The sequence below is a fragment of the Streptomyces sp. Root1304 genome (assembly GCF_001426405.1).
GTDB lineage: Bacteria > Actinomycetota > Actinomycetes > Streptomycetales > Streptomycetaceae > Streptomyces.
In genome coordinates this window covers 46,446-68,616 of record NZ_LMEP01000006.1, presented here as the reverse complement: position 1 = coordinate 68,616, position 22,171 = coordinate 46,446, and the positions used below count along the sequence as shown (strand labels likewise).

Genomic DNA, 22,171 nt, shown 5'->3' with positions numbered 1-22,171 from the left:
GGCGGGATTCCCACGGCGGTCACGGGACCTCCCGGACGGGGTCCGGGACAGGCGGACGGGGGTCGGACCGATGAGCTCGACGACCGCGACGAAGCGGCCGGACACGACACGGGCACCGCGCGCCGCCCACGGCGGACGCCCGCGCGGCCCCGACCTCGGCGCCTGGTTCCTGGTGCTCCCCGCGCTGCTCCCCATCCTGGTGCTCAGCGTCGGCCCGCTGCTCTACGGCGTCGCGCTCGCCTTCACCGACGCCCAGTCCGGCCGCACCCAGGGCACCCGCTGGGTCGGCACCCTCAACTTCCAGGACCTGCTGCACGACACCCTCTTCTGGGAATCGTTCCGCATCGGTCTGGTCTGGGCCGTCGGAGTCACCGTCCCCCAGTTCCTCCTGGGTCTCGGCCTCGCCCTCCTGCTCAACCAGAACCTCCGCTTCCGCTGGCTGGCGCGGGCCCTCGCCATCGTCCCCTGGGCGATGCCCGAGGTCGTCGTCGGCATCATGTGGCGGCTCGTCTACAACCCCGACGCGGGCATCCTCAACGAGACCCTCCGGAACCTGGGCCTCGGCGAGGGCCACGACTGGCTCTCCGGGCTCGCCACCGCCCTCCCCGCCGTCATCGTCGTCGGCGTCTGGGCCGGGATGCCCCAGACCACCGTCGCCCTGCTCGCCGGACTCCAGAACACCCCGCGCGAGCTCCACGAGGCCGCCGCCCTCGACGGCGCCGGAGCCTGGCGCCGCTTCCGTACCGTCACCTGGCCCGCGCTCCGGCCCGTGGCCCTCGCCATCACCGCCCTCAACCTCATCTGGAACTTCAACTCCTTCGCTCTGGTCTACGTCCTGACCAGCGGCGGACCCGGTGGCCGGACCCGGCTCCCCATGCTCTTCGCCTACGAAGAGGCCTTCCGCTACGGGCAGTTCGGCTACGCCGCCGCGATGGGCTGTGTGATGGTCGCCGCCGTCTCGGTGCTCATCGCCCTCTCCCTCGTACGACGGCTGAAAGGGGACCAGGACCGGTGAGCGCCCTCCGGACGAGCGGACCCGCGCGGGCCGGCCAGTACCTGGCCCTCCTCGCGTACCTGGTCTTCCTCGCCTTCCCGTTCCTCTGGCTGATCTCCACCGCCTTCAAACCGGCGCCCGAGCTGGCCTCGCTCCACCCCACCTGGATTCCGAAGGACCCCACGCTCGACAACTTCCGGCAGGCCTTCGGCGAGCAGCCGCTGCTCGGGGCCGCCGCGAACAGCCTGGTCGCCGCGGTCGCCGCCGCCCTGATCGCGGTGGCCGTCGCGACCCCGCTCGCCTATGTGACGGCCCGCCACCGGGGCGGGCTCGCCTCGGCCGCCACCGGCTGGGTCGTGATCAGCCAGGCCTTCCCGTTCGTCCTGGTGATCATCCCGCTCTTCCTCGTCCTCAAGAACCTGCACCTGATCAACAGCGTGCCCGGACTCGTCCTGGTGTACGTGGTCTGGTCGCTGCCCTTCGCCCTCTGGATGCTCATGGGATACGTCCGGGCCGTCCCCGCCGAGCTGGAGGAGGCCGCCGCCGTCGACGGCGCCGGCCGGCTCCGTACCCTCGTCTCGGTCACCGCGCCGCTGCTCCTCCCCGGCATCGTCGCCACCGCCCTGTTCGCCTTCGTCACCGCCTGGAACGAGTTCTTCTTCGCCCTCGTGCTCCTCAAGTCCCCGGAGAAGCAGACGCTGCCCGTCGTCCTGACCCACTTCCTCGGCGCCGAGGGCGTCGCCGACCTCGGCCCGCTCGCCGCCGCGGCCTTCCTCGCGACCCTGCCGTCCCTCGTCGTCTTCGCCGTCCTCCAGCGGCGGATCACCGGCGGCATGATGGCCGGGGCGGTGAAGTCATGAGACGACCGTTCCTCACCTGCGTCGCCGCGCTCGCTCTGCTCCTCACCGGCTGCACCACGGGGAGCGAGGGACCCGACGACGGTGTCGTACGGCTCCGCTTCCAGTCCCTCGCCTGGCAGAAGGAGTCCGTCGACGCCAACCGGGAGCTGGTGGAGGAGTGGAACGCCGGCCACCCCGGCATCCAGGTCGAGTACGTCCAGGGCAGCTGGGACTCCGTCCACGACCAGCTCCTCACCTCCTTCGAGGGCGGCGAGGCGCCCGACCTCATCCACGACGCCTCCGACGACCTCGCCGACTTCGCGTACGGCGGCGACCTCGCCGACCTCCGCCCGCTGCTCTCGGCCCGGCTCCGCGCCGACATCCCCGCCCGCAGCTGGCAGACCACCACCTTCGGCGAGGGCGTCTACGGCGTGCCGTTCCTCCAGGAACCCCGCGTGCTCATCGCCAACCGGAAGATCCTCGAATCCTCCGGCGTCCGTGTCCCCACCCCGGAGAAGCCCTGGAGCTGGACCGAGTTCCGGCAGATCGCCCAGGACCTCACCCGGAGCATGGGACCCGGCCGGTACGCCGTCGCCTGGCCCCTCAAGGAACCCGTCTCCGTCAGCCTCAACCTCGGCCTCTCCGCCGGCGGACAGCTCTTCCACCGGGAGGCCGACGGCCGGGTCACCGTCCGCTTCACCGAGGCCGACGCGGTCGTCCCCGGCACCGTCCACGACCAGGTGGTCACCGACCGCACCGCCCCGCGCACCACCCTCGGCAGCGGTGGCTCCGACACCCTGCCCGGCCTCTTCGCCGGGAAGTACGCCATGGTCCCGCTCGGCTTCGCCTACCGGCAGCAGATCGTCCAGCAGGCGCCGAAGGGCTTCGAGTGGACGGTGCTGCCCGCGCCCGCCGGGAGCGCCGGCCTCACCCAGGGCGTCTCCCCGCAGACCCTGTCGATCGCCGAGAGCAGCCCGCACAAGAAGGAGGCCGCCGCCTTCCTCGACTTCTTCCTGCGCCCCGCCAACATGGCGCGGCTCGCGCGCGGCGACTGGATGCTGCCCACCGGCACGGCCGCCCTCGCGGACCCCTCGCTGCACACCGCCCGCGACGGCTGGGCGACCGGGGCGGCGGTGGCCGAAAGGCTGAGCCCGGCGCCCGCGCAGTCGGTGCGGGGATACCCGGAGTGGAAGGACAAGGTCGCGACCCCGGCCTTCCAGGAGTACTACAGCGGCGCCATCGACACGGCCGAACTGCGCAGACGCCTGGTCGAGGACGGCAACCGGGTGCTCGCCCGCTATCAGCGCAAATAAACCGTTCGAGGACGGTCCGGCATTACGAAACATTGTTGAATAAGTCACAGATGGGTGAAGGGTCTTCTCCCGGCCACCCTGATCGGACAGTGTTCGAACCGGTCACCGCGCCGCCCCCCACGAGGCGCGGTGACCGTCCTACGCTGCACCCATGACGCAGACATACGCCCTCCTGCTCCGCGGCATCAACGTGAGCGGGCACCGGAAGGTCCCCATGGCGGAGCTCCGGGGCCTCCTCGAAGGCCTCGGGCACACGAAGGTGCGCACCTACCTCCAGAGCGGGAACGCCGTCTTCACCACCGACTCGGACGCCGGCGAGGACGGGCTCGCGACCGCGCTGGAGGACGCGATCGAGGGCCACTTCGGCTTCCGCGTCGACTGTCTCGTCCGTGACGGCGACTATCTCGCCGCCGTCGCCGAGGCCTGCCCCTTCCCGGCCGCCGAGGTGAAGGGCAAGGAACTCCACGCCTTCTACTGCTCCGGGCCCGTCACTCCCGAACGCTTCGCCGCGATCGACCGCGGGAGCTACCTCCCCGAGGACTTCGCCCTCGGCGACCGGGTCCTCTACCTCTACGTCCCCGACGGTCTCGGGACGTCCAGGCTGGCCCCGGTGATCTCCCGCCCGTCCGTCATGAAGGGGCTCGTGACCACGGCCAGGAACTGGAACACCGTGCTCAAGCTCATCGAGATGACACGGGAGGACTGAGCCCGAAGTGGCCCAGGTGAATCGGCGGCGAATGGCCCGGATGTCCGGGCCATCCACTGACTAGATTCAGTGTCATGACGAGCACCGAGATCCAGCCGCAGACCCAGATCCAGCCGCAGACCCAGCCCCGGACCGAGTCCCGGGAAGAGGCCGGGACCCGTCCCGTCGTCGACTTCTACTTCGACCCGGCCTGCCCCTTCGCCTGGATCACCTCCCGCTGGATGCTGGAGGTCGAACGCCACCGGGACATCGACCTCCGCTTCAAGGTCATGAGCCTGTACTTCCACAACGAGGGCAACACCCTGCCCGACTGGTACCGCGCGCTCGTCGACGCCTCCATCGGCCCCGTCCGGGTGGCGGCGGCCGCCGCCCAGCAGCACGGCGAGGAGATCCTGCGCCCGCTCTACACCGCGTACGGCACCCGCATCCACGAGCGGAAGCAGGAGGACTTCGACGCCGTCGTCGCCGAGTCGCTCGCCGAACTCGGCCTCCCCGCCGAACTCGCCGCGGCCGCCCACGACCCGGCGTACGACGAGGCCGTCCGCCGCAGCCACGACGCCGGCAAGGAGCCCGAGGCCGAGGGATACGTGGGCACCCCGACCCTCCACGTCGACGGCACCGTCTGGTTCGGACCGGTCCTGCGGGCCGTGCCGCGCGGCGAACGGGCGGCCGAACTCTTCGACAGCTTCCGGGTCCTCGCCGGCCACCCCGACCTCTTCGAGCTCAAGCGCACCCGCACCGGAGGCCTCGACTTCGGCTGAGGGAACGGATGTGCGGCGGCCCTGCCACCGATCCGTAACAGTCCGACCGGAACGGCGAGTTCAGTATGCCCCCGGGGCAAGAATCAGCCAGTCAGTCAGACCGTTCGATCCAGGTGAAGGCATACGGGGGACCACCATGCGAGCTGCCCGCAGGAACCGGAAGACATGCGCACTCGGAGCCGCGGCCGTCGCCGTGCGGGGGCCGCCGGCCCGAGCGGCACCACGAGCGCCCCCGCCACCACCCCCGCCGGAACCCCGAGCAGCGGCGCCCCGAGCAGTGGGACCCCCGACACGGGCACCGGTTCGGTCTCGCCCGGCGGGAAGGCCGACCCGAGCGCCTCCACCGGATCCAAGGGCTCCGGCGGCACCTCGGGGGACTCCGGGAACGGCGACCGGGGCGCGGCCCGCGCCTGCGCCGACCCCGACCTCTCGATCGGTACGTCGTACTGGCGGATGGACTCGGGGCAGCACCTGCTCATCACCGCCACCAACATCTCCGGCTCGGCCTGCACGCTCTACCACTACCCGCTGATCGGCCTCGGCTCCGAGGACCCGATCGGCCCGCTGGAGTCCCCGGCGAAGGCCCTCGCCACCATCCGGCCGAAGCAGAAGGCGTACGCGGGCCTCCGGCTCTTCCGGCCGGGCGAGAAGACCACCACCGTGACCTCCTTCTCCCTCGCCTACCAGGAGCGCGTCACCAACACCGGCGACGAGGGCGCGCCGCTCGACATCGCGCTCTCCCCGGAGGTCGAGTTCCTCAACGTCGGCCCCACCCCCGGCGTCACCTTCTGGAACACCGACCGCAGCGCGATCGAGGGCTACCTCTTCCGGGGCGCCTCCTCCTGACGGCCGTCGGATCTTCCCGTCGCGGACCATCCCGTAGGGCGTTCCCGTAGGGCCGGGCCGGCCGCTGTCGCGAAAGTTCAAGACCGGCGGCCGGCCGCTCCGTAGCGTGGACGGCATGAACGAGACCCACAGCCACCTCACCGTCTGCGCCGCCGAAGCGAGCCGCGTCGCCCGCGCGGTCACCGCCGAACAGCTCGCCGCACCGTCCGTCTGCTCCGGCTGGACGGTCGGCGAGCTCGCCGACCACCTGGTGCTCTACAGCGCGCACGGGCTCGAACACCGGGCCCTGCGCACCGAACTCCCCGAGGAGACCGTCAAGCGCTCCTTCGTCGCCGAGGACGGCTGGGCCGAGGCGTACGCGGCCCAGCTCGACCGGGCGCTGGCCGCCTGGGAACGACCCGAGGCCTGGGAGGGCGAGATCAGCCTCGGCTCCGACGGCGTCCCCGCCACCGCCATCGCCGCGATGCTCGTCCTCGAACTCGCCCTGCACGGCTGGGACCTGGCCCGCTCCACGGGGCAGGACTTCGACGTCCCCGAGGACACGGCGGTCTTCGTCCTCGGCGTCGTCGAGGAGAACGCCACGATCTACCGCCAGTACGAGGGCTTCGCCGCCGTCGTCGACGTACCCGACGACGCCCCGGCGTTCACCCGCGCCCTCGCGGTCAGCGGCCGGAACCCTAAAGGCTGACCGGACGGAACCCGAAGGGCTGACGGGCTACGCCGTCCTCGCGACCGGCTCGCGCGCCGCGAGCGCCCCCTCGTAGCGGTCCACCAGGAGCCGGGCCAGCTCCGGGGAAGGGCCGAGCACGTCCGCGAGCACGTCCGCGTCCGCCGCGCCCGCCGCGATGCGGTCCGGGAGGCGGCCGGGGGCGATCACGTACGGGGCGACGGCCACCCGCCGGACGCCCCGTTCCGTGCGCAGGGCCCGTACGGCTTCCTCCGTACGGGGAAGGGATGCGGAGGCGAACGCGGGCCGCACGGAGCACCAACCGGTGCGCCGCAGCTCCCGCGCCGTTTCTGCGATCACCGCGATCGCCTCCGGGTCGGTGGAGCCCGCCGAGGCCAGGACGACCCCGGTGGTGCTCTTGTCGCCGGGCGTGAGCCCGGCCTCGTACAGCCGCCGTTCCACCGCCGCGATCAGCAGCGGCGAGGGGCCGAGGACCTCCGCCTGGCGGACGCTCAGGGACGGCGGTGCCTGGCGCAGCACGGCGGGGACGTCGGCCTTCGCGTGGAAGGCCCGGGTGAGGAGGAGCGGCAGGGCCACGACCTCCCGCACCCCGTCGGCGGCGAGCCGGTCGAGGACCCCCGTCACCGACGGCAGGTTGAAGTCCAGGAACGCCGTCTCCACGCGCAGCCCCGGCCGCAGCGCACCGGCCCGGCGCACCAGCGCCCGGACGGTCGCCGCGTGCCGCGGGTCGCGGCTGCCGTGGGCGATGACGAGGAGGGCCGGTCGGTTCACGGTCGGACTCAGCCCTGCGCCAGCAGACCGCGGCGGCGCAGCACGGCGCGCTCCAGCGGGCTGAAGATCAGCAGGTCGATGGCGATGCCGACGACCAGGATCAGGATGATCGCCAGGAAGATGCCGGCCATGTCGATGTTGTTGCGGCCGTTCTCCAGGAGCTGGCCGAGGCCGAGGCCCAGGTCGGGGGAGGAGGCGATGATCTCCGCGGCCATCAGCGAACGCCACGAGAACGCCCAGCCCTGCTTGAGCCCGGCGAGATAGCCCGGAAGCGCGGCCGGCATCACGATGTACCAGGCGCCCTTGAGACCGGTCGCGCCGAGCGTCTGCCCGGCCCGCAGGAAGAGCGGCGGGACCTGGTCGACACCGGCGACGAGTCCGTTGGCGATCGACGGGACGGCGCCCAGCAGGATCACCGCGAACATCATGCTGTCGTTGAGGCCGAGCCAGAGGACGGCCGGTGCCACCCAGGCCACCGAGGGCAGCGACTGGAGACCCGAGAGGATCGGGCCGAGCGCCGCCCGGACGAACTTCACCCGGGAGACCAGGAGTCCGAGCGGGGTGCCGATCGCGAGGGCCATGAGGAAGCCGAGGAGGGCCCGCGACACGCTGGTCCACAGCACCTCGAGGAGGGTGCCCTCCAGCCACATCGTGGTCAGGCTGTCCCACACCGCGGACGGCGCGGGCAGCTTGTACTCGTCGGTGACCTTCGCGGTGACGAGCAGCTGCCACACCACGAGGACGAGCACGACGGCGAAGACCGGCGGGAACACCTTCTTGAGCAGGACCTCACGGACCGGGGTCCGCCGGATCTGCACGGTGTCGAGCGCGTCCAGGCCGGCTTCGAGCCCGGCGAGGTCGTCCGCCTTCCGCGTCTTCGGGGCCCTCGGGCTGGTTTCAGTGCTGGCCATGACGGCGGATCTCCCCACGCAGGTGCTCGGTGATCTCGAGGGACAGCTCCGCGACGTCGGAGTCCTCGATGCGGCGCGGCTGAGGGATGTCGATGGTCCACTCGTGGGCGATCCGGCCCGGCCGGGACGAGAGGAGGACGACGCGCTCGGCCAGCCGCACGGCCTCGCGCACGTTGTGGGTGACGAAGAGCACCGACAGCTTCGTCTCCCGCCAGATCCGGGTCAGTTCGTCGTGCAGCACGTCCCGGGTGATGGCGTCGAGGGCGGCGAACGGCTCGTCCATCAGGAGCAGGTCGCTGTCCTGGGCGAGCGCGCGGGCCAGCGCGACCCGCTGGCGCATGCCGCCGGACAGCTCGTGGACGCGCTTGCCGTACGAGCCGCCGAGCCGGACGAGTTCGAGCAGCCGCTCGGCCTCGGAGCGCCGTTCGGTCTTGGGCACCCCGCGCAGCCGCAGGGCCAGTTCGATGTTCTTGCCCGCGGTGAGCCACGGGAAGAGGGCGTGCTCCTGGAACATCAGGGCCGGCCGGCCGCCGGGGGTCTCGATGGACCCCGCGGACGGCCGGTCGAGCCCGGCGACCAGGTTGAGCAGCGTGGACTTGCCGCAGCCCGAGGCGCCCAGGAGGGTGACGAACTCGCCCGGGGCGACATCGAGCGAGATGTCGTCGAGGACGAGCTGCCCGCCGGCGGGTCCGCCGAAGGACTTGGAGACGTGCTCGATGCGGGCGGCATGGGTCACCGCCGCACGGTCCTCGGCCTTGGCGAGCGTCGCGGTCGTGGCCATGGTCGTCACCTCCTGGTGAAGCTGAACTCGGGCTGCTGCACGGGTGTCTGACGCCGGTATCCCGGAACTACTTCACGCCGAGACCGGCGTCGGAGACCTCGGGCCGCCCCGCGGCCTTCAGGACCTTGTTGAGCGGCTTGAGGTCGTAGATGCCGCCCAGTTCGGGCTTCTCCAGCAGACCGGCCTTCACCGCGTGGTCGGCCTGCGCCTGGAGCGTGGCGGCCAGCGGGTCGTCGGTGAACTGGATGGACGGCCACGCGGCGTCGATGACCTTCGCGCCCAGCGCCTTGCCCGAGAGGTCCTTGAGCTTGGCGTTGGCCGAGGCCTTCGCCTTGTCCGGGTTGGCGTTGATCCACGCGTTGGTCTTCACCGCGCCGCGCAGGAAGGCCTCGACGACGTCCGGGTGGGCGGTCAGGAACTTCTGCGACACGATGATGTTCGTGATCACGAACTTCTTGTCCGGCCAGATGTCGGACTCGTTGATCAGCACCTTCGCCCCGTCGCTGACCAGCTTCGAAGCGGTCGGCTCCGGCACCCAGGCGCCGTCGATGGCACCGGAGGCGTAGGCGTTCGGGGTCACCTTGTTGTCCGTGCGGACCACCGAGACGTCGCCCTTGCCGCTCTGGGCGTCGACCTTCCAGCCCTTCTCGGAGATCCAGTTGAGGAAGGCCACGTCCTGCGTGTTGCCGAGCTGCGGGGTGGCGATCCTCTTGCCCTTGAGGTCGTCCACGGTCTTGATCTTCGCCGGGTTCACCACGAGCTTCACACCGCCGGAGGCGGCGCCGCCGACGATGCGGAGGTTGGAGCCCTTGGTCTTCACGTAGCCGTTGATGGACGGCGAGGGGCCGATGAAGCCGATGTCGATCGAGCCGGCGTTGAGCGCCTCGATCTCGGAGGGGCCGGCGTTGAAGGTGGTGGGCACCAGCTCGGTGCCGCCCAGCTCCTTCTGGAGGAGGCCCTCCTGGTCGCCCACCAGCGCGGTGGCGTGCGTGAGGTTGGGGAAGTACCCGAGCCGTACGGTGTCGGCGGAGAGCTTCTCGCCCTCGGCGGCCACCTTCTTCTCGTCGTTCTTGGCCTCGGAGCCGTAGCCGCAGGAGGCGAGCGCGCCGATCAGCAGCGGCAGAGCGGCGGCGGCGGCGAGGCCGCGTCGCAGGGTGGTACGGGTGGTGGCAGGCACGGGAGGTTTTCCCCTCGATTCAGCGTTTTCGAAGTCTGCGTCTATGTCGTTCGGGGTGGAGCGGGGTCGCGCCGCGCACGCGGCGCGTCGAGGTCAGCACGCACATCGCGCGACGCCTCCCATGCCCGCACCGAGGGCACCGGAGCCCACCCGGCCGCCCTCCTTCGCGAAGGTGGCGTAGACGTTCTCGCTCATCAGAAGTCCCACCCTTCCTCGTCCTCGACGACCGCGACGGCCTTGGCGGTGGCGAAGGACTCGCCCGCCATGCCCGCCGCCAGCGTGGTGCCGTCCGCCGGGTCGATCAGCAGGAACGAACCGGTGCGGCGCGAGTCGGCGTACGCGTCCAGCGCGAGCGGCTCGGCGGTGCGCACCACGACCCGGCCGATGTCGTTGGCGACCAGCTGACCCGGGTTCGGGTGCTGGGAGAGGTCGTCCAGGGTCAGCCGCGAGGGGATCTCCTTGACGATCGCCTTGACCGTGCGGGTGGTGTGCTTGAGCAGCACCCGCTGGCCGACGGAGAGCGCCCGGTCCGCCACGTGGCAGACGGTCGCCTCGATGTCCTGGGTGGTCGCCGGGGCGTCACCGCTCGGGGCGAGCAGGTCGCCGCGCGAGATGTCGATGTCGTCCGCGAGCCGGAGGGTGACCGACTGCGGGGCCCAGGCGATGTCCACGGCCTCGCCGAGCGCGTCGATCCCGGTGACCGTGGAGGTCTTCCCCGAGGGCAGCACGGTGACCTGCTCGCCGACCCGGAAGGCACCGGCGGCGATCTGACCGGCGTAACCCCGGTAGTCGGGGTGCTCGGCGGTCTGCGGGCGGATCACGTACTGCACGGGGAAGCGCGCGTGGCAGGCCGTCAGGTCGTGGCTGACCGGGACGGTCTCCAGGTGCTCCAGGACCGTCGGGCCGCCGTACCAGTCCATGTTCGCGGACGGCTCCACGACGTTGTCGCCGGCGAGCGCCGAGATCGGGATCGCGGTGATCTCCGGGACGCCGAGCTCGGAGGCGTACGCCGTGAACTCCTCCGCGATGGCGGCGAAGACGGGCTCCCGGTAGTCGACCAGGTCCATCTTGTTCACGGCCAGCACCACGTGCGGGACGCGCAGCAGCGCGGCGACGGCGGCGTGCCGGCGGGTCTGCTCGACGACGCCGTTGCGGGCGTCGACCAGGACCACGGCCAGCTCGGCGGTGGACGCGCCGGTCACCATGTTCCGGGTGTACTGCACGTGCCCGGGGGTGTCGGCGAGGATGAACCGGCGGCGGGGCGTCGCGAAGTAGCGGTACGCCACGTCGATGGTGATGCCCTGCTCGCGCTCGGCCCGCAGTCCGTCGGTGAGGAGCGCCAGGTCGGGCGCCTCCTGGCCGCGGGAGCGCGAGGCGTGCTCCACGGCCTCCAGCTGGTCGGCGAGGACCGACTTGGAGTCGTGCAGCAGCCGGCCCACCAGGGTGGACTTGCCGTCGTCGACGGAGCCGGCGGTGGCGAAACGCAGCAGGGTGGTGGCCGCCAGCTGGTCGGACAGCTGCTCGGTGGACGTGCTCATTAGAAGTACCCTTCGCGCTTGCGGTCTTCCATCGCGGCCTCGGACATCTTGTCGTCGGCGCGGGTCGCGCCCCGCTCGGTGAGCCGGGAGGCGGCGATCTCGGCGATGACGGCGTCGAGCGTGGCGGCGTCGGAGTCGACGGCGCCGGTGCAGGACATGTCGCCGACGGTGCGGTAGCGGACCAGCCGCTTCTCCGTGGTCTCGGACTCCTTGGGGCCGCCCCACTCGCCGGCCGTCAGCCACATGCCGCTGCGGGAGAACACCTCGCGCTCGTGGGCGAAGTAGATCTGCGGGAGTTCGATCTTCTCGCGCTGGATGTACTGCCAGACGTCCAGCTCGGTCCAGTTGGAGAGCGGGAAGACGCGGACGTGCTCACCGGGCGCGTGGCGGCCGTTGTAGAGCTGCCACAGCTCGGGGCGCTGGCGGCGGGGGTCCCACTGCGAGAACTCGTCGCGCAGCGAGAACACCCGCTCCTTGGCGCGGGCCTTCTCCTCGTCGCGGCGGCCGCCGCCGAAGACGGCGTCGAAGCGGTGCTGCTGGATCGCCTCGGTGAGCGGGACGGTCTGCAGCGGGTTGCGGGTGCCGTCGGGGCGCTCGCGGAGCTTGCCGGCGTCGATGTACTCCTGCACGGAGGCGACGTGCAGCCGCAGCCCGTGCCGGGCGACGACGCGGTCGCGGTACTCCAGGACCTCGGGGAAGTTGTGCCCGGTGTCGACGTGAAGCAGCGTGAAGGGGACCGGCGCCGGAGCGAAGGCCTTCAGCGCCAGGTGCAGCATGACGATCGAGTCCTTGCCGCCGGAGAAGAGGATCACCGGCCGCTCGAACTCGCCCGCCACCTCACGGAAGATGTGGACGGCCTCGGACTCCAGGGAGTCGAGGTGCGACAGCGCGAACGGGCTGTCCGTGGTGTCGTGAACATGAGCGACGGTCGTCATGCGAGGCCCCTCTCGGTGAGCAGCGCGTGGAGCGTCGCTGCCGACTCCTGCACGGTCTGGGTGTGGGACTCGATCCGGAGATCGGGGTTGCGCGGCTCGTCGTAGGGGTCGTCGACGCCGGTGAGGCCGCTGATCTCGCCCGCGGCCTGCTTGGCGTAGAGCCCCTTCACGTCGCGGACGGAGCAGACGTCCACCGGGGTGGCGACGTGCACCTCGACGTACGGGGTGCCCTCCGCGGCGTGGCGCTTGCGGACCGCCTCGCGGCTGTCCTCGTAGGGCGCGATGACGGGGACGAGGACCTTCACGCCGTTGGAGGCGAGCAGTTCCGCGACGAAGCCGATGCGCTGCACGTTGGTGTGCCGGTCCTCACGGGTGAAGCCGAGGCCCGCGGAGAGGAACTCGCGGATCTCGTCGCCGTCGAGCACCTCGACCCGGTGGCCCTCCTCGCGGAGGCGTCCTGCCAGCTCGTACGCGATGGTGGTCTTGCCGGCGCTCGGCAGGCCGGTGAGCCAGATGGTGGCACCCGTCACGTGCTTCTCCTGAACTTCCTGAGTGTCCGTCATCCGTGCAGTCCGCATTCGGACTTGGCCCGTCCCGCCCAGCGTCCGGCGCGGGCGTCCTCGCCCGCCTCGACGCGGCGGGTGCAGGGGGCGCAGCCGACGGAGGCGTACCCGTCCATGAGGAGCGGGTTGGTGAGGACACCGTGCTCGGTGACGTAGGCGTCGACGTCGTCCTGCGTCCAGCGGGCGATGGGGGAGACCTTGACCTTCCGCCGCTTCTCGTCCCAGCCGACGACCGGGGTGTTCGCCCGGGTCGGGGACTCGTCGCGGCGCAGGCCGGTCGCCCAGGCGCGGTACCGGGTCAGGCCCTCTTCGAGCGGCTTGACCTTGCGCAGTGCGCAGCACAGGTCGGGGTCGCGGTCGTGGAGCCGGGGACCGTACTCGGCGTCCTGCTCGGCCACGGTCTGACGCGGGGTCAGGGTGATGACGTGGACGTCCATCACGGCGTCCACGGCGTCGCGGGTGCCGATGGTCTCCTCGAAGTGGTAGCCGGTGTCGAGGAAGACGACGTCCACGCCGGGCTTCACGCGCGAGGCGAGGTGGGCGACGACCGCGTCCTCCATGGAGGAGGTGACACAGAAGTCCGCGCCGAAGGTGCCCACGGCCCAGCGGATGATCTCCAGCGGAGAAGCGTCCTCCAGGTCGCGGCCGGCCTGCTCGGCGAGTGCCTTGAGGTCGGCCGCGGTGGCGTCCTGGCCCTGATCGTCTTGAGTGGTCGTCATATCTCTTCCCTCCCAGGGGTGTTGCCCGAAGTCGCCGGGGCGAGGAGCCCCAGGAACTTCAGCTGGAAGGCTCGGCTGCACGAGGCGCATTCCCAGGCGCCGTGGCCCTGCTCGTTGGGACGCAGGTCCTCGTCGCCGCAGTAGGGGCAGTGGAACGGTGCGGCGCGCTCGCTCATGAGAGGGACTCCTCCGAGGCGCGGGCGGTCCAGGTGGCGAAGCGCTCGCCGTCCTCGCGCTCCGCCTGGAAGCGCTTGAGGACCCGCTCGACGTAGTCCGGGAGCTCGGCCGCGGTGACCTTGAGGCCGCGGACCTTGCGGCCGAAGCCGGCCTCCAGGCCGAGGGCGCCGCCCAGGTGGACCTGGTAGCCCTCGACGCGGTTGCCCTCGTCGTCCAGGACCAGCTGGCCCTTGAGGCCGATGTCCGCGACCTGGATGCGGGCGCAGGCGTTCGGGCAGCCGTTGATGTTGATCGTCAGCGGCTCGTCGAACTCCGGGATGCGGCGCTCCAGTTCGTCGATGAGCGAGGCGCCGCGCGCCTTGGTCTCGACGATCGCGAGCTTGCAGAACTCGATGCCGGTGCAGGCCATCGTGCCGCGCCGGAACGGGGTGGGGTTCACCCGCAGGTCGAGGGCCTCCAGGGCCGAGACCGCCGATTCGATCCGGTCCTCCTCGATGTCGAGGAGGATCATCTTCTGGTCCGCGGTGGTGCGCAGCCGGCCGGAGCCGTGCTGCTCGGCCAGGCCGGCGATCTTGGTGAGGGTGGCGCCGTCGACCCGGCCCACGCGCGGGGCGAAGCCGATGTAGTACAGGCCGTCGTTCTGCCGGTGCACACCCATGTGGTCGCGCCACTGGCCCGCGGGCTGCTCGGGGGCGGGGCCGTCGGTCAGCTTGCGCTGGAGGTACTCGTCCTCCAGGACCTGGCGGAACTTCTCCGGGCCCCAGTCGGCGACGAGGAACTTCAGGCGGGCGCGGTTGCGCAGCCGGCGGTATCCGTAGTCGCGGAAGATCGAGATGACGCCCTCGTAGACGTCCGGGACCTCGTCGAGCGAGACCCAGGTGCCGAGGCGGACGCCGAGCTTGGGGTTGGTGGAGAGACCGCCGCCGACCCAGACGTCGAAGCCGGGGCCGTGCTCCGGGTGGCGCACGCCGACGAAGGCGATGTCGTTGATCTCGTGCGCCACGTCGAGCTGCGGCGAGCCGGAGACCGCGGACTTGAACTTGCGGGGCAGGTTGGAGAAGTCCTTGTTGCCCACGATCCGACGCTGGATCTCGTCGATGGCGGGGGTGCCGTCGATGATCTCGTCGGCGGCGATACCGGCCACCGGGGAGCCGAGGATGACACGCGGGGTGTCACCGCAGGCCTCGGTGGTGGACAGGCCGACCGTCTCCAGGCGGTTCCAGATCTCGGGGACGTCCTCGATGCGGATCCAGTGGAACTGGACGTTCTGCCGGTCCGTGATGTCGGCGGTGCCCCGGGCGAACTCCTCGGAGATCTCGCCGATCACGCGGAGCTGGTCGGTGGTCAGCCGGCCGCCGTCGATACGGACGCGGAGCATGAAGTACTCGTCGTCCAGCTCCTCCGGCTCCAGGACACCCGTCTTGGTGCCGTCCAGACCCTGCTTGCGCTGGGTGTAGAGGCCCCACCAGCGCATGCGTCCGCGCAGGTCGTTGGGGTCGATGGAGTCGAAACCCTGCTTCGAGTAGACCGTCTCAATACGTGTCCGTACATTGAGACCGTCGTCGTCCTTCTTGAACTGCTCATTGCCGTTCAGCGGGGTGAAGTGCCCCACGGCCCACTGACCCTCGCCACGGTGGCGCCCGGTCTTGCGGCGTGCGGCGGCTGGGGTGGGGTTTTCCGGGGTGGCGGCCATGGCGTCTTGTCCTTCGGGACTGCGAGAGGGCGGCTCTGACCTGCACACTCGCGCTCAGGTCAGAGGGTGGCGCGTCAGTGCGCAGCAGGGCGGGGCAGAGTCGTGCTGAATGGAGATCGCGGCGGTGCTGGTTCTCTCAGCGCGCCGGACAGATGGCGCTGGACATGCGGCCGAGGTCGACGTGCCGCCGACTCACCAAGGCAATTCCAGTTCCAGACATGACGGAAGCGTGTCACGGGACTTTGGACCCAGTCCAGCATCGTCCAGGATGCGGACGTAGTCGTCTCGCTTGGCGAGATGGTGTGTTCTGGGTCACGCGAAAGGGGCCCTGATGAGGGCCCCTTCGGGTGTGCGGGAGAGTGCCGGGCGGTGCGCTCAGGCGTAGGCGCCGGGCCACGGGCCGGGGGTCTCCGACTCCTCGGCCTCCTCGACCTTGGTGTCGAAGAGCCGGAAGCCGCGCCGCTCGTAGTTGGCCATCGCGTGCGGCCCGTCGAGGGAGCAGGTGTGCACCCAGACGCGCTTCGTCTCCTCGCGCCCCGGCCAGCGGGCGGCCAGGTCCCAGGCCCGCGCGACACCGTACGAGAGCAGGTGGCCGCCGATCCGGCGCCCCCGGAAGGCCGGGATCAGGCCGAAGTAGACGATCTCCACCACACCGTCGGCCTGCGCCTCCAGCTCCACGTAACCGGCCGGTGTCCCCTTCTCGTACGCCACCCAGGTCTCGGTGCCCGGCTTCTCCACGATCTCCTGCCACTGCTTGTACGTCAGGGGCAGCCGGTCGTTCCAGCGGATGTCGCCGCCGACGGCCGTATAGAGGTAGCGGCTGTACTCCGGCGACGGGACCTCGGCCCGCACGACGGTGATGTCGCCGCCCTCGGGGACGGGGGAGGGCCGCAGGTCGGCCGGCGAGGTCTGTTCGAGGGACCACGTGGTGAGAGTGATGCTCATGGGCCCATCGCATCATGCGCCCGCGCGGGGCGGCGACCGGGGGTTCAGTGACCGGGTGGAGGTGTCCGGAATATGGACGTCCGGGGTCGGTCCCCGGCGACAGGCCCTACACCCCCGCCCGTACCGCCGGTGCCAGCGAGTGGGGCAGCAGGTCCGCCGGGAGGGTCGGGCGGAGGACCTCCACCGCCACCTCCTCGCGGAAGCGGTACGGGCGGTGGGCCAGGACTCCGGCCAGGTTCCGGCGTACCCGGGACATCTCCGCGCGTACGGTCACCGTCCGCGTGCGGTCCCCGAAGACGTCGTCCGCCAGCTCCGCCGCCGTCCGTCCGTCCCGGTGCAGCGCCAGTACGTACAGCAGCTCGGCGTGCCGGGGGCTCAGCTCCTGCTGCCAGCTGCCCGCCGCCCCCGAGACGGCCACCGTCCAGCGGCGCGGCCGGCTCAGGTCGAGGACCACCCGGCTCGCCGCCTCCGTGCCCGGGTCCGCCGGCCGGCTCTCCTCCTCCACCCGCAGCAGCCAGCCGCCGGGCAGCGGCTCCACCGCGCACACGCCGAGCGAGGGCAGCCACACCCGCCCGGCCCGGAAGGACTTCGGCAGCGCGATCCGGTCCACCGGCGCGAGACCGGTGACCGCCGCCGTCCACCCGTGGCTGTCCACGGCGACCGCCCGGCCGCCCACCCGGCACAGGATCGGCGCCGCCACCGACCGCAGCCGCTCGACCGAACCGCGGTGCCGCTCCCGCATCTCGGCCTCGGCGAGCTGGGCCACCGAACCGACCAGCGCCAGCATCGCCGGATGGAAGGTCGACGCGGGACCGCTCACGTCCAGGATGCCCAGCAGCCGCCGGTCGCGCGGGTCGTACACGGGGGCGGCGGCGCAGGTCCAGTTGTGCAGGGCCTGCACGTAGTGCTCGGCCGAGTGCACCTGGACGGCCCTGCCCATGGCGAGCGCCGTGCCGACCGCGTTGGTGCCGGTGGTGTGCTCGGTCCAGGCCGCGCCCTCCTCCAGACAGATCCCGTTGGCCTGCCGCAGCACCGCGAGGTTCCCCTGCCGCCACAGCACCCGGCCGTGCTCGTCGGTCACCACCATGATCTGGAGCGAGGTGTCGGCGATGCCGGCGAGTCCGCCGCTCAGCGTCTGCATGACCTCGGACAGGAGGGTGCTCCTGCGCCGCTCCTCCAGCTCGTCCCGCTGGAGCAGCACGCTGCTCGTCCCCTGGTCGGGGTCGAGGCCGAGCCGGGCCATCCGCTGCCAGGACGCGTCGATGACGGGGCGGGGAGCGATCGGCGGCCGCCGGCCGGCGAGGGTCTCCTCGCGCACCCGGCGGAGCAGCCGGGTGGCCTGGGCGGCGTCCATGGCGGCGAGGCGCTTCATGTCGAGCTGCGTGTTATTCATCGGTCTCTCCCAGCCACCCGGGGTGCTGTATCGGTTCTGCACGGGGCAGATGTCCGGAGTGTCGGTGCCCATCGTGCCGTTCGGAAGCGTCCCGTGAGGCCCGGTTCGGGTAATCCTGCAACCCTTTGCAACTCTGGTCCTCCACCGCCCCCCTGGGCGAGGGTGGTCCGAGCGGCGGGTGGTGCCGTGTCGGCGCAGCACCACCCCCGCTTTTCCGCGCGTGCCGACCCCCTGCGGTCCACCCCTGGTACGCGCGGCAAGCTTCCCCCGTACGGATGCGGGCACAGGCCCCGGGACGGATGCGGGCACAGGCCCCGGGACGGATACGGACGCAGGGCCCCCGTACGGACACGGACGCAGGGCCCCCCGGACGGACGGGCGGACGGACCCTCAGACCTCGATCCGCGCCCGCTCCACCAGCCCCCGCAGATCCAGCGTGTGCGGCAGCGTCCCGAACGCCGCGCCCCCGTCCCCGCCCAGCCGCGACGCGCAGAACGCGTCCGCCACCTCCGGCGGCGCCCACCGGACCAGCAGCGCCCCCTGGAGCACCAGCGCGACGCGCTCCGCCAGCCGTCGCGCCCGCGCCTCGACCCCCTCCAGGTCGGCCAGTTCGACCAGCAGCCCCCGGATCGCCCGGTCCAGCCGGTGGTCCGCGCCCCGCGCCGCCCCGACCTCCCGCAGCAGGGCGTCGAGCGAGGCCGGTTCGGTCCGCAGCGCCCGGACCACGTCCAGCGCCTGGATGTTCCCCGAGCCCTCCCAGACCGAGTTCAGCGGCGACTCCCGCAGCAGCCTGGGCATCCCCGACTCCTCCACGTAGCCGTTGCCGCCCAGGCATTCGAGCGCCTCCGCCACCATCGGCACGCACCGCTTCGTCACCCAGTACTTCGCCGCGGGAACGGCGATACGGAGGAAGGCCCGTTCCCGCCCGGCGTCGCCGCCGCCGTCGGTGTCGCCGGCGTCGTAGGCCGCTGCCAGACGCATTCCAAGAACTGTCGCCGCCTCGGACTCGATGGCGAGATCGGCCAGTACGTTCCGCATCAGCGGCTTCTCGGACAGCGGCCCGCCGAAGGCGCTCCGGTACGTGCAGTGGTGCACGGCCTGCGCCACCGCCTGCCGCATCAGCGCCGCCGAACCGAGGACGCAGTCGAGCCGGGTCGCCGCCACCATCCCCATGATCGTGCGCAGCCCGCGCCCCTCCTCGCCGACCCGGCGCGCCCAGGTCGTCCCGTCGAACTCCACCTCCGCGGAGGCGTTCGAACGGTTGCCCAGCTTGTCCTTCAGCCGTTGGAGCGCGAACGCGTTCCGCGAGCCGTCCGCGAGCACCCGGGGCACCAGGAAACAGGTCAGGCCCCCCGGGGCCTGCGCCAGGACCAGGAAGGCGTCCGACATCGGCGCCGAACAGAACCACTTGTGCCCCGTCAGGACGTACTCCCCGTCGGCCGCCAGCGGGCGCGCCTCCGTGGTGTTCGCCCGGACGTCGCTGCCGCCCTGCTTCTCCGTCATGGCCATCCCGAGCAGGACGCCCGGCTTCTCCGCGACCGGACGCAGCTCCGGGTCGTACAGGTGCGCGGTGGCCGCCGGCTCCCACACCTCGGCGAGTTCCGGCTCGACCCGCAGCGCCGGGACCGCCGCGTGCGTCATCGACAGCGGGCAGCCGTGCCCCGCCTCCACCTGTGACACCACCAGGAACCCGGCGGCCCGCCGGACATGGCCGCCCGGCCGGCCCCACGCGTCCGTGAGACCGGCCCCCACCGACTTGCCGAGCAGCCGGTGCCAGGCCGGATCGAACTCGACCTCGTCGATCCGGTGCCCGTACCGGTCGTGGGTCCGCAGCCGCGGCGGATGCGTGTTCGCACGCTCCCCCCACTCCCGTACCTGCGCGGAACCGTTCGCCCGGCCGAGCAGTTCCAGCTCCTCGCGGGCCTCCGCGAGGAGCTCCGGGGCGAGGTGCCGTTCGACCGCCTCCGCCAACGCCCGGTCGCTCGTGAAGACGTCATGTCCCACCAGGGGCGGAGCCTGGTTGGTCACGGTGTGGGTGCTCGGTGCCATGCCGATACGGTAAGCAGGTGCAGGCAGCAAGCGAAACACCCGAACGGCCCGAGCGGCGGCCCTGGAGCAGGCTCCACCGCGCGCGCGTCCTCTACCGCAACGTCTCGAAGCGGAAGATGGCCTGGCTGCTCCTCAAGGACACCGTCAACTCGTGCATCGAGTACCGGATCCTCGGCCTCGCCGCCGAGGCCGCGTTCTTCACCCTGCTGTCCCTGCCCCCGCTGCTGCTCGGCCTGATCGCGGTCCTCGGGTACGCCGACGACCTGACGAACACCGACACCGTGGCCAGCATCCGGGAGAACATCCTCCACGCGGCCGGCACGGTCCTGTCCGACCGGGGCGTCCACGAGATCGCCGAACCCCTCCTCGACGACATCACCCAGGGCAAACGGCCCGAGCTGATCTCCCTCGGCTTCGCCATCGCCCTCTGGTCCGGGTCGCGTGCGGTGAACGTCTTCATCGACACCATCACCGTCATGTACGGGCTCGACGGACACCGGGGCATCGTCAAGACCCGGCTCCTCGCCCTGCTGCTCTACATCGTGGCGCTGCTCATCGGAGCCGTCGTCCTGCCCCTGGCGGTGGTCGGCCCCGACCGGGTCGTCGCACTCGTGCCCTGGGGCACCGAGGTCGTCGCCGTCCTGTACTGGCCGGCCGTCATCCTGCTCTCCATCGCCTTCCTCACCACGCTCTACCACGTGTCCGTCCCCGTCAGATCGCCGTGGATCGAGGACATCCCCGGCGCCCTCGTCGCGCTCGGCATGTGGGTCCTCGGCAGCTTCCTGCTGCGGATCTACCTCACCAGCCAGGTCGAGGGCCCGACGATCTACGGCTCCCTCGCCGCCCCCATCGCCGTCCTCCTCTGGATCGGCATCTCGGCCTTCGCCGTCCTGGTCGGCGCCGCCGTGAACGCCGCCATCGACCGGGTCTGGCCCTCCGTCGCCACCGCCGCCGCCCGCGAGGCCAACGAACGGGCCCGCGCCGTCCAGGCCGCCGAGCTCGTCGCCCGCGTACGGGCCGAGGCGGAGGACGTCGACGAGGACGACCCCGACATGCCCTCCGAGTTCCCCGAGCGCTGGTCGAAGTTCCTCCCCCCGGACGACGTGAAGTCCCGCCTCCACTCGGGCTGGGAGAAGGACTGACCGACCCCCTCGGGGCCTATCGTCGAGGTGTGTACGAGGAACGCCCGGCCCTGCTCGACGGAGCCGTCCTGTGGACCCGGACCGCCGCCGCCCCCGCCGGCGCCCCGGCGGAACGGCCGGTCCTGCCCGACGGCTGCATGGACCTGATCTGGGCCGACGGACACCTCCTCGTCGCCGGACCCGACACACGCGCGTACGTGCCCGGCGCGTTCGCCCGGCGGTACGCGGGCATCCGCTTCGCCCCCGGCGACGCACCCGGCTTCCTCGGCGTCCCCGCCCACGAACTCCGCGACCGGCGGGTCGCCCTCGGCGCGCTGTGGGGCGAGGCGGAGGCCCGGCGCCTCGGCGAGCGGATCGCGGCGGCCGCCGATCCGGCCGCCGCCCTGGACGCGTTCGTACGGCGCCGGGCCGCCGACGCCCCCGCCCCCGACCCGCTGCTCCGGGCCGTCGTGGCGGGTCTCGCCGCGGGCCGGGCGGTCGCGGAGACGGCCGGGGCCGTCGGGCTCGGCGCCCGGCAGCTGCACCGGCGCTCCCTGGACGCCTTCGGCTACGGCCCCAAGACCCTCGCCCGCGTCCTCCGCCTCCAGCGCGCGCTCGCCCTGGTCGGGGCCGGAGTGCCGTACGCGGAGGCCGCCGTGCGCGCGGGCTGCGCCGACCAGGCCCATCTCGCCCGCGAGACACGGGCGCTCGCGGGGACGACCCTGAGCGCCTACGCGGCGTCGGTGGCGGGGTCCGGACCGGCGCCGGTGGCCGAATCGGGACCGGCGTCGGCGAACAGCGAGACGCCGCTGCCGTCCGGGTCGAGGACCACCGCGTAACGCTGGCCCCAGACGGCGTCCCAGGGCTTCAGATGCCCCCGGTACCCGGCGGCGACCAGCTCCTCGTACACCGCGTCCACGTCTCCCGGCGTACCGCACCGGAAGGCGAGCTCGATCCGGTGGCCGCCCGCGGGCCGCGTCCAGCCGGGGTCGAAGGAACGGACCACGTCCTCCGTGTCCCAGGCGATCCGCAGCCCGCCGGGCAGCGTCGCCTCCACGTGCGGCGCGTTCCCGGCCGGGTCGGGGACGTCCAGACCGAGGCGACGGTAGAACGCGAGCGAGGCGGCCATGTCGGAGACGACGAGACCGACGAGGTCCAGCTGCGGGGTGATGCGCGATGTCCTGTCCATGGAGGCACGGTAGGCAGACCGCCCCCGGCCGGTCTTGAACGAATCGGACGCGCCCCCGCCCT

The 22,171-nt window shown here is 71.9% G+C and carries 24 protein-coding genes; 9 read left to right on the top strand and 15 right to left on the bottom strand.

The features are described 5' to 3' along the window. Positions 1-70 precede the first annotated feature (70 nt). The 7 genes from ASD33_RS10720 (at position 71) to ASD33_RS10690 (ending at position 6,147) form a co-directional block, all read left to right on the top strand. Positions 71-1,015, top strand: coding sequence for a sugar ABC transporter permease (locus tag ASD33_RS10720; protein ID WP_056557233.1), 945 nt, complete (start codon positions 71-73; stop codon positions 1,013-1,015). Further along, on the top strand, positions 1,012-1,854 hold the full coding sequence (locus ASD33_RS10715) for a carbohydrate ABC transporter permease (protein WP_056557230.1): 843 nt from the start codon (positions 1,012-1,014) through the stop codon (positions 1,852-1,854). Before ASD33_RS10720 ends, ASD33_RS10715 begins: the two co-directional genes overlap by 4 nt. Next, entirely contained in the window at positions 1,851-3,146 is a 1,296-nt protein-coding gene (locus tag ASD33_RS10710) for an extracellular solute-binding protein (protein ID WP_056557228.1), read from the top strand. Before ASD33_RS10715 ends, ASD33_RS10710 begins: the two co-directional genes overlap by 4 nt. Positions 3,147-3,297: 151 nt before the next feature. Beyond that, complete coding sequence (locus ASD33_RS10705) at positions 3,298-3,852, top strand: DUF1697 domain-containing protein (protein ID WP_056557225.1); 555 nt, start codon at positions 3,298-3,300, stop codon at positions 3,850-3,852. 74 nt (positions 3,853-3,926) lie between these two features. After that, entirely contained in the window at positions 3,927-4,613 is a 687-nt protein-coding gene (locus tag ASD33_RS10700; protein WP_079044701.1) for a DsbA family protein, read from the top strand. Between the two features lie 165 nt (positions 4,614-4,778). Beyond that, positions 4,779-5,459, top strand: coding sequence for a DUF4232 domain-containing protein (locus ASD33_RS10695; protein WP_056557222.1), 681 nt, complete (start codon positions 4,779-4,781; stop codon positions 5,457-5,459). A gap of 115 nt (positions 5,460-5,574) precedes the next feature. After that, a complete protein-coding gene (locus ASD33_RS10690; RefSeq protein ID WP_056557433.1) occupies positions 5,575-6,147 on the top strand; it encodes a TIGR03086 family metal-binding protein in 573 nt (190 codons plus the stop codon). 27 nt (positions 6,148-6,174) lie between these two features. Here the strand turns inward: ASD33_RS10690 and ASD33_RS10685 are convergent, their stop codons facing one another. From ASD33_RS10685 to ASD33_RS10620, 14 genes are all read right to left on the bottom strand, one after another. Further along, the gene (locus ASD33_RS10685; RefSeq protein ID WP_056557219.1) at positions 6,175-6,918 is read right to left on the bottom strand and encodes a sirohydrochlorin chelatase; all 744 of its coding nucleotides are present in this window, start codon (positions 6,916-6,918) and stop codon (positions 6,175-6,177) included. A gap of 8 nt (positions 6,919-6,926) precedes the next feature. Then, entirely contained in the window at positions 6,927-7,829 is a 903-nt protein-coding gene (locus ASD33_RS10680; RefSeq protein ID WP_056557216.1) for an ABC transporter permease, read from the bottom strand. Further along, positions 7,816-8,610: an ABC transporter ATP-binding protein gene (locus tag ASD33_RS10675; RefSeq protein WP_056557213.1), complete on the bottom strand. Its 795-nt coding sequence runs from the start codon at positions 8,608-8,610 to the stop codon at positions 7,816-7,818. The genes ASD33_RS10680 and ASD33_RS10675 overlap by 14 nt, the downstream gene beginning before the upstream one ends. 67 nt (positions 8,611-8,677) lie before the next feature. Beyond that, positions 8,678-9,787: an aliphatic sulfonate ABC transporter substrate-binding protein gene (locus tag ASD33_RS10670; RefSeq protein WP_056557210.1), complete on the bottom strand. Its 1,110-nt coding sequence runs from the start codon at positions 9,785-9,787 to the stop codon at positions 8,678-8,680. Positions 9,788-9,981: 194 nt separating this feature from the next. Continuing rightward, a complete protein-coding gene (locus ASD33_RS10660; RefSeq protein ID WP_056557207.1) occupies positions 9,982-11,325 on the bottom strand; it encodes a GTP-binding protein in 1,344 nt (447 codons plus the stop codon). Continuing rightward, positions 11,325-12,260 (bottom strand): sulfate adenylyltransferase subunit CysD, encoded by a 936-nt coding sequence (gene cysD / locus ASD33_RS10655; protein WP_056557204.1) that lies wholly within the window; start codon positions 12,258-12,260, stop codon positions 11,325-11,327. Before cysD ends, ASD33_RS10660 begins: the two co-directional genes overlap by 1 nt. After that, a complete protein-coding gene (cysC, locus tag ASD33_RS10650; RefSeq protein WP_056557201.1) occupies positions 12,257-12,823 on the bottom strand; it encodes an adenylyl-sulfate kinase in 567 nt (188 codons plus the stop codon). The genes cysD and cysC overlap by 4 nt, the downstream gene beginning before the upstream one ends. Beyond that, positions 12,820-13,542, bottom strand: a complete 723-nt coding sequence (locus tag ASD33_RS10645; RefSeq protein WP_056557198.1) for a phosphoadenylyl-sulfate reductase — start codon at positions 13,540-13,542, stop codon at positions 12,820-12,822. The genes cysC and ASD33_RS10645 overlap by 4 nt, the downstream gene beginning before the upstream one ends. Next, entirely contained in the window at positions 13,539-13,718 is a 180-nt protein-coding gene (locus ASD33_RS10640; protein ID WP_056557195.1) for a hypothetical protein, read from the bottom strand. Before ASD33_RS10640 ends, ASD33_RS10645 begins: the two co-directional genes overlap by 4 nt. After that, positions 13,715-15,412 (bottom strand): nitrite/sulfite reductase, encoded by a 1,698-nt coding sequence (locus ASD33_RS10635; RefSeq protein ID WP_056557193.1) that lies wholly within the window; start codon positions 15,410-15,412, stop codon positions 13,715-13,717. Before ASD33_RS10635 ends, ASD33_RS10640 begins: the two co-directional genes overlap by 4 nt. A gap of 136 nt (positions 15,413-15,548) precedes the next feature. Beyond that, on the bottom strand, positions 15,549-15,632 hold the full coding sequence (locus ASD33_RS36920; RefSeq protein ID WP_310591794.1) for a putative leader peptide: 84 nt from the start codon (positions 15,630-15,632) through the stop codon (positions 15,549-15,551). A 155-nt stretch (positions 15,633-15,787) separates the two neighbouring features. Continuing rightward, positions 15,788-16,357, bottom strand: coding sequence for a GNAT family N-acetyltransferase (locus ASD33_RS10630; RefSeq protein ID WP_056557190.1), 570 nt, complete (start codon positions 16,355-16,357; stop codon positions 15,788-15,790). Positions 16,358-16,463: 106 nt separating this feature from the next. After that, positions 16,464-17,750: a helix-turn-helix domain-containing protein gene (locus ASD33_RS10625; RefSeq protein ID WP_056557187.1), complete on the bottom strand. Its 1,287-nt coding sequence runs from the start codon at positions 17,748-17,750 to the stop codon at positions 16,464-16,466. 390 nt (positions 17,751-18,140) lie between these two features. Continuing rightward, a complete protein-coding gene (locus tag ASD33_RS10620; RefSeq protein ID WP_056557184.1) occupies positions 18,141-19,799 on the bottom strand; it encodes an acyl-CoA dehydrogenase family protein in 1,659 nt (552 codons plus the stop codon). 17 nt (positions 19,800-19,816) lie between these two features. On the opposite strand from ASD33_RS10620, the gene ASD33_RS10615 reads away from it, so the two are divergent. Further along, positions 19,817-20,941, top strand: a complete 1,125-nt coding sequence (locus tag ASD33_RS10615) for a YihY/virulence factor BrkB family protein (protein ID WP_079044700.1) — start codon at positions 19,817-19,819, stop codon at positions 20,939-20,941. A gap of 29 nt (positions 20,942-20,970) precedes the next feature. Next, positions 20,971-21,759 (top strand): DUF6597 domain-containing transcriptional factor, encoded by a 789-nt coding sequence (locus tag ASD33_RS10610; protein ID WP_056557178.1) that lies wholly within the window; start codon positions 20,971-20,973, stop codon positions 21,757-21,759. Here the strand turns inward: ASD33_RS10610 and ASD33_RS10605 are convergent. Beyond that, a complete protein-coding gene (locus ASD33_RS10605) occupies positions 21,651-22,109 on the bottom strand; it encodes a VOC family protein (protein WP_056557175.1) in 459 nt (152 codons plus the stop codon). The genes ASD33_RS10610 and ASD33_RS10605 overlap by 109 nt on opposite strands. Positions 22,110-22,171: the final 62 nt, after the last annotated feature.